Genomic DNA, 8,123 nt, shown 5'->3' on the forward strand with positions numbered 1-8,123 from the left:
AATTATAGAAATTAGGGTTAATATTAATCTTTCATCCTTCGCTCGGTCAGGAGATTGTATTTTAAATCAAGCTTAATCTCTGATTAAGCTTAGCGGTGGATTAGTCACCATATAAAACAAAAAAGCCTTCTAAAAAGAAGGCTTTTGTACCCAGGGCGGGACTTGAACCCGCACGATCGCAATGATCATTGGATTTTAAGTCCAACGTGTCTACCAATTCCACCACCTGGGCTTAGTACTACTTCGCCCAGCAGGATGGGAGCTTGCAATAAATTGCTGCGGTTCCACCACCTGGGCTTCATTTAGATTTCCCCAAATGGGGCAACTAAAAATGAACTTTTCTTGAGCGAAAGACGGGATTCGGACCCGCGACCCCGACCTTGGCAAGGTCGTGCTCTACCAGCTGAGCTACTTTCGCATTGAGGGTGCAAATATACATATATTTTTTTTTGACAAGCAAGCTTTTAAATGAAAATTATTTCCCTAAAAGTTTTTTGATTTCATTAAGCTTCATTAGTGCTTCAATAGGAGTTAAAGTATTGATATCCGTGTTTAAAATATCGTCGCGAATTTGATATAATAGAGGATCATCCAATTGTATAAAACTTAATTGGAAATCGTTTTTATCATTACGCTTATTTTTATTTTCGATAGGTTTATTAAAATCTCTTTTTCTATGTGTATCTTCTAAAGTTTTAAGCATCTCATTGCTTCTATCAACTATAATTTGAGGAATACCTGCCATTTTAGCTACGTGAATACCAAAACTATGCTCACTACCGCCTTCTTTTAATTTACGTAGGAAAATTACTTTATTCTGAATTTCTTTAACAGAAATATGATAGTTCTTAATTCGTTTAAACTGTTTTGCCATTTCGTTTAACTCATGATAATGAGTTGCAAATAATACTTTAGCTTTAAAAGTTGGATGTTCGTGTAAATATTCGGCTATAGACCAAGCAATAGAAATTCCATCGTAAGTGCTGGTTCCACGACCAATTTCATCGAGCAAGATTAAAGAACGATTAGAAATATTATTTAGAATACTTGCCGTTTCGTTCATCTCTACCATAAAAGTAGATTCGCCCGAAGAAATATTATCACTTGCACCAACGCGAGTAAATAATTTATCGACTAAACCTATTTTTGCACTTTCGGCAGGGACAAAACTTCCCATCTGCGCAAGTAAAACAATTAAAGCTGTTTGCCGGAGCAAAGCCGATTTACCCGACATATTAGGACCTGTGATAATAATAATTTGTTGCTTTTCCGTATCTAAAAACACATTATTAGCTATATAATTTTCGCCGGGTTCTAACTGTTGCTCTATAACCGGATGACGCCCGTTTTTAATATCTAAAACGTAAGTATTATTAATTTCGGGACGAATATAATTATACTCATTTGCTAAAGATGCAAAAGATAAAAGTATATCGAGTTTTGCGGCTATAGTGGCATTAAGTTGAATAGGAACAATATAATCGCTTAAACTTATAATGAGGTTTGAGTATAATTGATGCTCAATAAGAAGAATCTTTTCTTCTGCACCAAGAATTTTTGATTCTAACACTTTAAGCTCTTCGGTAATATAACGCTCAGAACCCGTTAAAGTCTGTTTTCGATGCCACTCTTCAGGTACTTTATCTTTATGCACATTGGTGACTTCCAAATAATAACCAAATACATTATTGTAGCCAATTTTTAAAGATGTAATACCGGTATTTTTAGATTCTCTTTCTTGAATATCCTTTAAAATGTCTTTACTTGATGTACTGATATTACGAAGCTCGTCTAATTCGACCGAAACGCCACTCGCAATTACATTGCCTTTTGCAACTACTACGGGAGCATCTTCAAGTAATTCTTCTTCTATTTTTTTCCGAATCAAAGCACAAAAATTAAGCTGCTCACTCATTTTTTGCAAACTTATTTCATCACTTTCGCTTAATATCTTTTGAATATTTTCGATATGATAAAGTGCTCTTTTAAGTTGAAGTACTTCTCTGGGATTAACTTTTCCCGTGGCAACTTTAGATATTAATCTTTCTAAATCGCCTAAATCATTTATTTCAGAAATTAAGGAATCGCGTAAGCTTTTATTCTCCACAAAAAAAGAAACAATATCGTGGCGTTCTTGTATAGGATGTATATCTTTTAAAGGCAGTACCATCCATCGTTTTAGCATTCTTGAGCCCATTGGAGATACCGTTTTATCAATAATATCGAGTAAGGTTTTTGCGTTTTCGTTAGGCGAATGCAAAAGTTCTAAATTTCGAATAGTAAAACGATCGAGCCACACATAATGATCTTCTTCAATTCGTGCAAGCTTATTGATATGTCCAATTTTATGATGTTGAGTTTCGCTTAAATAATGCAAAGCAGCTCCGGCAGCAATAACACCTTGGGTTAAATGCTCTACCCCAAAACCTTTAAGAGATGATGTTTTAAAATGTTTGAGTAAAAGCTCAGTAGCAAACTCGCTAGTAAAAACCCAATCATCAAAAGTGGTTGTAAAAAATTTATCGCCAAAAATTTTATTAAAGTCATTTAATTTATTTCTCTGAACAATAACTTCGTTTGGGCGAAAACTCTGCAAAAGCTTATCGATATATGATGTAGAACCCTGAGCAACAAAAAATTCACCTGTAGAGATATCTAAAAAAGAAACACCACTAAGCTTAGTATTAAAATCTACACAGGCCAAAAAATTATTGACTTTATGCTCTAAAACATTGTCGTTATACGAAACTCCCGGAGTTACCAACTCTGTTACCCCTCGCTTGACAATAGTTTTAGTAGTTTTAGGATCTTCCAACTGATCGCAAATAGCAACACGCTGACCTGCTTTTACAAGTTTTGGCAAATAAGTATCCAAAGCATGATGTGGAAAGCCAGCCAATTCAACAAAACGAGCTGAACCATTGGCACGCTTTGTTAAAACTATACCCAGTATTTTAGAAGTTTTAATAGCATCGGAACTAAAGGTTTCATAAAAATCACCTACCCGAAATAATAATAAAGCATTAGGATATTTAGCCTTAATGCTGTTGTATTGTTTCATTAATGGAGTTTCGGCAATTTTTTTTGTGCTCACACTTAAGTCTTTTTGAATTTAGCTGGTAAATTTACAGATTCTAAACAAATCTTGCTTTTTTTTTGATCTTTTTTGAAAACTTCTTTTTTTTTGATTTTTTGCAAAAGCTGTAAATGTTGTAGCTTTCCAAAAGAATTATAAACCCTTTATTATTAAGGTATTCCGGTACATCAATACGCTATGTACACTTCTTTGACTGAATATCAATCGATTATATTTAGTATCCCGAAATTGCTTCTTTTAAAATATTTTTATTATTCATTTGTTAAACTATTGTAAATCATTTAGATTTGCGACTTAGATTTTAACATATTTTAATTTGTACTTATGATAAGATTAAGTGCTCTGGTAATTCATCTTGTATTAATTTAATAAACCTAAAGATTAATGAAAAACAAATTTTTACTCTTAGTATTCTTGGCTTTTGTTACGGCTTTGCCTCAAGCTTTTAGTCAGGGTGTTACAACATCTTCCATTTCCGGAAAAGTTGTAGACAATGCCGGGGAAGCTATTCCAATGGCTAATGTAGTAGTAATTCACACTCCAACAGGTACTGAATATGGTACTGTTACTATGGACGACGGTGGATTTAATATTCGTAATATGCGTGTAGGGGGACCTTACAAAGTTGTTGTTTCTTTTGTTGGATTTGAAAACACCGAGGAAACCGGAATTTATTTACAACTGAACAAAACTTCTAATGTCCTAGTTACCTTACAACCAAGTGCTACAGAATTAGCCGAAGTTGAAATTCTAGCAAAAGAAGAAGGTGAACTTAATGCCGAGCAAACTGGTGCTATGACAAGTATCGATAGTAAACAAATCCAGAGTTTACCAAATATTTCCCGTAGTTCCGGAGACTTAACACGTTTAACACCTCAAGCCGATGGAAATAGCTTTGGTGGTCGTAATAAATTGTATAATAACTTTTCCCTTGATGGATCTATTTTCAATAATTCTTTCGGATTAGATTATGCTACTCCCGGTGGACAAGCAGATGCACAGCCTGTTTCTCTTGATGCTATTGAGCAAATTCAAGTTTCTTTAGCTCCTTTTGATGTTAGAGAAGGTGGTTTCACCGGTGCCGGTATCAATGCAGTTACTAAATCAGGAACTAATGAAATAAAAGCTACGGTTTACACTTTCTTAAGAAATGAAAATATGATAGGCGATAAGGTTAGCGGTGTTGATGCTCCTAATCTTGATTTCAGCACTAGCCAAACAGGTTTTAGTGTTGGTGGTCCAATTATAAAAAACAAACTTTTCTTCTTTGTGAATGCTGAAGCAGAACGTAGAGACCAATTAGCTCATGGCTTTGTTGCTGATAACGGAACAAATTCAGGACCAAATGTAACTAGCGTTTTAGAAAGTGATATTATTGCTGTTCAACAACATTTGTTAAACGAATGGGGTTATGATGCTGGTGCTTATCAAGGATATAATCACGAAACTTATAACAATAAATTTTTAGCGAAACTTGATTGGAATATTGCAAAAAATCACACTTTAACATTACGTTATAATATGCTTGATGCCTGGAAAGATATTCTTCCTCATCCGGAAGCAATTATCGGTCGCGGACCAACAAGTTATCGTCTTCCTTTCGAAAATTCATCTTATACTATCAACAATAAAATTCACTCGGTAGTTGCGGAACTAAATTCTATTTTTTCTACTAATATAGCTAATAAATTAATGTTTAGTTATACCGGTTTTAGAGATAGTCGTGATCCACATTCTGCGCCATTCCCTGTTATTGATATTTTTGATGAAAATGGAAATCTTGCTATTACAGCCGGTTCGGAGATGTTCTCAACTCATAATATTCTAGATCAAGATGTTTTCCAATTTACAGATAACTTAACCTATTATATGAATAACCACACTATTACTGCCGGTGTAAACCTTGAAGTTTTTAAGTTTAACAACTCTTTTAACTTATTCTATTATCCTTGGCATATGTTCTTTGGTGGTGTTGATGAGTTTTTAGCTACTACTTCTGAAGATATGGATTTTAATGCTGAAGTTGCTGCTGCACAACAAAAACCTTTTGCAATGTCAGAAGTTGATGTTGCTCAACTAGGTCTTTATCTTCAGGATGAGTTTAAAGTAAACGATCAGTTTAATTTGACTTTTGGTTTACGTATAGATGTTCCTATTTACTTGAATTCAATTGAAGAAACAGATGCTACTCTTGAAGCTGCAAATTTTGACGGTTGGGTAGATGAAGATGGAAACTCTACAGTTGTTGATCCAACAATATGGCCAAGCGCTCGTGTCCTTTGGTCTCCTCGTATTGGATTTAATTATGACGTTAAAGGCGACAATAGCCTTCGTTTACGTGGTGGTACCGGTATCTTTACCGGACGTATCCCATTTGTATGGTTAGGTAACCAAGCTTCAAACCCAGGTATAAACCCCGGTTATACTTTCCAAGTTAATTCTACTTCAGAAGATTTCCGTTTCCCACAGGTATGGAAAAGTAATTTAGCTGCCGACTGGAACTTAGGCAATGGTTTAATCGTTGGTTTCGAAGGAATCTATGGAAAAGATATCAATGCTGTAGTTCACCGCAACTACAATATGTCAGCTCCTTCTAGTAATTTATCCGGAACTGGTGATACTCGTGCAATTTTTGGTGGTTTTAATGAAGCTAATATTTATTCTTCTGATGCTAATGCTATTGGATTCCTTGATGCAGGTGCTATTGTTATGGATAATGTTTCTGAAGGTTACCAATATAGCTTAACTGGTAAAATTCAAAAAGCTTTTGCTTTTGGTCTACGTGCAGATGTTGCCTATACTTATCAAGAATCTAAAGACTATACTTCTATTCCTGCAGAGATTGCTGCTGATGCTTTCCAACGTAATCCAGTAGTTGGCGATCCTAACGATCCTACTTTATCTTGGTCTCGTTATGGTTTAAAGCACCGCATAATCTCAAGCTTTATGTATCAAACAAGCTATAAAAATATGGCTTCTTCTTTCGGATTAATCTTTGAGGCTGGACAAGGAAATCGTTATTCTTTTACTTATGCTGGTGACTTAAATCAGGATGGTATTATGAACAACGACCTTCTTTATGTTCCTGCAAGTTCAAATGATATTCATTTTGGTACTGTTGAAGAAGGTGTTGGTATTGAAGCCGCAAATGCTTCTGCACAATGGGCTGCTTTAGATGCGTTTATCGAACAAGATGATTATTTAAGTACTCGTCGTGGTACTTACGCTGAAAGAAATGGTGCTTCTTTGCCTTGGTTCGCTCAAATGGACTTCCGTGTTATGCAAGACTTCTATTTTGACATAAAAGGAAAGAAACATACAATTCAACTTTCTCTTGATATTATGAATCTAGGAAATATGATCAACTCTAATTGGGGTGTTCGTCAATATGCAACGACATATAACCCAATTGCAGTTACTGGTGTTGATGCTAATAATGTACCTTATTTCAACTTTGATACTAACTTAACTGATTCTTATATCGATGCATTCTCTGTTGCTTCAAAATGGCAAATGCAATTCGGTGTCCGTTATATCTTCTAAGAAAGGTATAGGTTATCAAATACTAAAAAAGTGCTGTCTCCATTTGGAAGCAGCACTTTTTTTATGCCCATTTTATTATTTATTCTTTTAAAAAACTAACCATAGAGACATGAAGACACAGAGTTTTAAATTTTAAATTAAACTTGATTTACTTATTCATAACCAATTTTTTCTTTGTGTCTTAGTGCCTTTGTGGTGAGGAATTCAAATATCAAGAAAATCACAGCTCCAAATAAAACTCTATCCTGTCAATCACTTCGCCCAAAACAACAGAAATTAAAACGGAGTAATTAACGGTATCAAAACCTAAAGTGAAAAAAAGTACCACAGGAACAATAAAACCCAAAAGAATTCTGAAAACAGAAAAAACAAGACGGATATCATTTCCAACTTTCTGAAACATTATTTTTCTAGTGATATACAAATAAGCTTTTAAAATCAAGGCTCCAAAAAACATCCACGGATTAAAAACAAGAATAGCAACATAAAGAAAAACCGTAAAGAATAACACATCGGCACTGTGGTATTTATTTTCTTTTTTTGATGGCAATTGCCGATATATATTGTCAATGGAAACCAAAGTAAGCAAACCAAGAATAGTTGCCAACAAACCCAACTCATTTTGCTGAGGAAAAAATAGCCAAAGCGATGCCAATGGAACAAAAAGACTGTAGGCTACTATTTCTCTACTCAACCACGATTTACGAATGTTTAATACAGCTCGCCAAGCACGTAACTTTTTACCCAGATGAGCCATACTTAAAATTCCACCTAAAATAGCAAGCCCAATAAAAAGCTCAGGTTTTATTGATAATCCTTTACTAAAAGCAGCATAAAAAGCAGCCACCAATAATGTGGTAAGCAAGCTGAAAACCAATAATGACCATTCTGATGAAATGCCATTTTTTTTCTTCTCCGCTAAATTTAATTCTTTCTTCAAATCATTAATATTTTATTTTTGATATTGTAAACTATGTTACAATCTTGTAAAAAGCAGTATAATATTTAAACATAAAAATTCTTGATAAAAATATGAAATTAATCTATGTTTCAGACTTAGAATAAAGCTATATATCTTTTATATCTAACTTAGGTTAACCAAAATGGGATTCTGTTTTTAGAATGAATTCTTTGTAACCTAATTATTTTTTAAATTAGCTCTCTAAGTATAAGAAAAATGTATTTTTACCAACAAAACACAAACCAAATTATTTGCCGTTGCGAAAAGGCAAGTCAAACCGCTAAAATCATAGTATGTTTAAGCAAAATATAAAACCATTTTTGTTATTTTTATTTATATTCCCCTTAACTCTTTTTGCCAATGATGTAGACACCTTAACAGCTCTGCATACTCAAGCAAAAATAAAATTAGACGGACGACTTAACGAAGAAGTATGGAATAAAGCTATGCGTATTTCTAATTTTACACAGCGCGAAATGGCAGAAGGTGAAGCTGCAACCGAAAAAACGGAAGTCGCTATTA

Annotated in this window: 4 protein-coding genes and 2 tRNA genes; 2 read left to right on the forward strand and 4 right to left on the reverse strand. The window is 34.2% G+C overall.

The window, feature by feature from the left end:
- Positions 1-147: 147 nt before the first annotated feature.
- The 3 genes from J7K39_10750 to mutS form a co-directional block, all read right to left on the reverse strand.
- Positions 148-232, reverse strand: a tRNA-Leu gene (locus tag J7K39_10750).
- Between the two features lie 113 nt (positions 233-345).
- A tRNA-Gly gene (locus J7K39_10755) sits at positions 346-418 on the reverse strand.
- 57 nt (positions 419-475) lie between these two features.
- Positions 476-3,061: a DNA mismatch repair protein MutS gene (gene mutS, locus J7K39_10760; protein MCD6180370.1), complete on the reverse strand. Its 2,586-nt coding sequence runs from the start codon at positions 3,059-3,061 to the stop codon at positions 476-478.
- A 420-nt stretch (positions 3,062-3,481) separates the two neighbouring features.
- Between mutS and J7K39_10765 the strand changes: the two genes are divergently transcribed.
- Positions 3,482-6,640 carry a TonB-dependent receptor gene (locus J7K39_10765; protein ID MCD6180371.1) on the forward strand — a complete coding sequence of 1,053 codons (3,159 nt, stop codon included), beginning with the start codon at positions 3,482-3,484 and terminating at the stop codon, positions 6,638-6,640.
- A gap of 220 nt (positions 6,641-6,860) precedes the next feature.
- Here the strand turns inward: J7K39_10765 and J7K39_10770 are convergent, their stop codons facing one another.
- A complete protein-coding gene (locus J7K39_10770; protein ID MCD6180372.1) occupies positions 6,861-7,580 on the reverse strand; it encodes a dimethyl sulfoxide reductase anchor subunit in 720 nt (239 codons plus the stop codon).
- 314 nt (positions 7,581-7,894) lie between these two features.
- Here J7K39_10770 and J7K39_10775 point away from each other — a divergent pair.
- The coding region (locus tag J7K39_10775) for a hypothetical protein (GenBank protein ID MCD6180373.1) at positions 7,895-8,123 on the forward strand (229 nt) is incomplete at its 3' end.

Source organism: Bacteroidales bacterium, assembly GCA_021157585.1.
GTDB lineage: Bacteria > Bacteroidota > Bacteroidia > Bacteroidales > UBA12170 > UBA12170.

What these genes read in the sequence shown, in the direction of transcription:
- J7K39_10765 (MCD6180371.1), top strand. Translation starts at nt 3,482, where the DNA reads ATGAAAAACAAATTTTTACTCTTAGTATTCTTGGCTTTTGTTACGGCT.
- mutS (MCD6180370.1), bottom strand. Translation starts at nt 3,061, where the DNA reads ATGAAACAATACAACAGCATTAAGGCTAAATATCCTAATGCTTTATTA.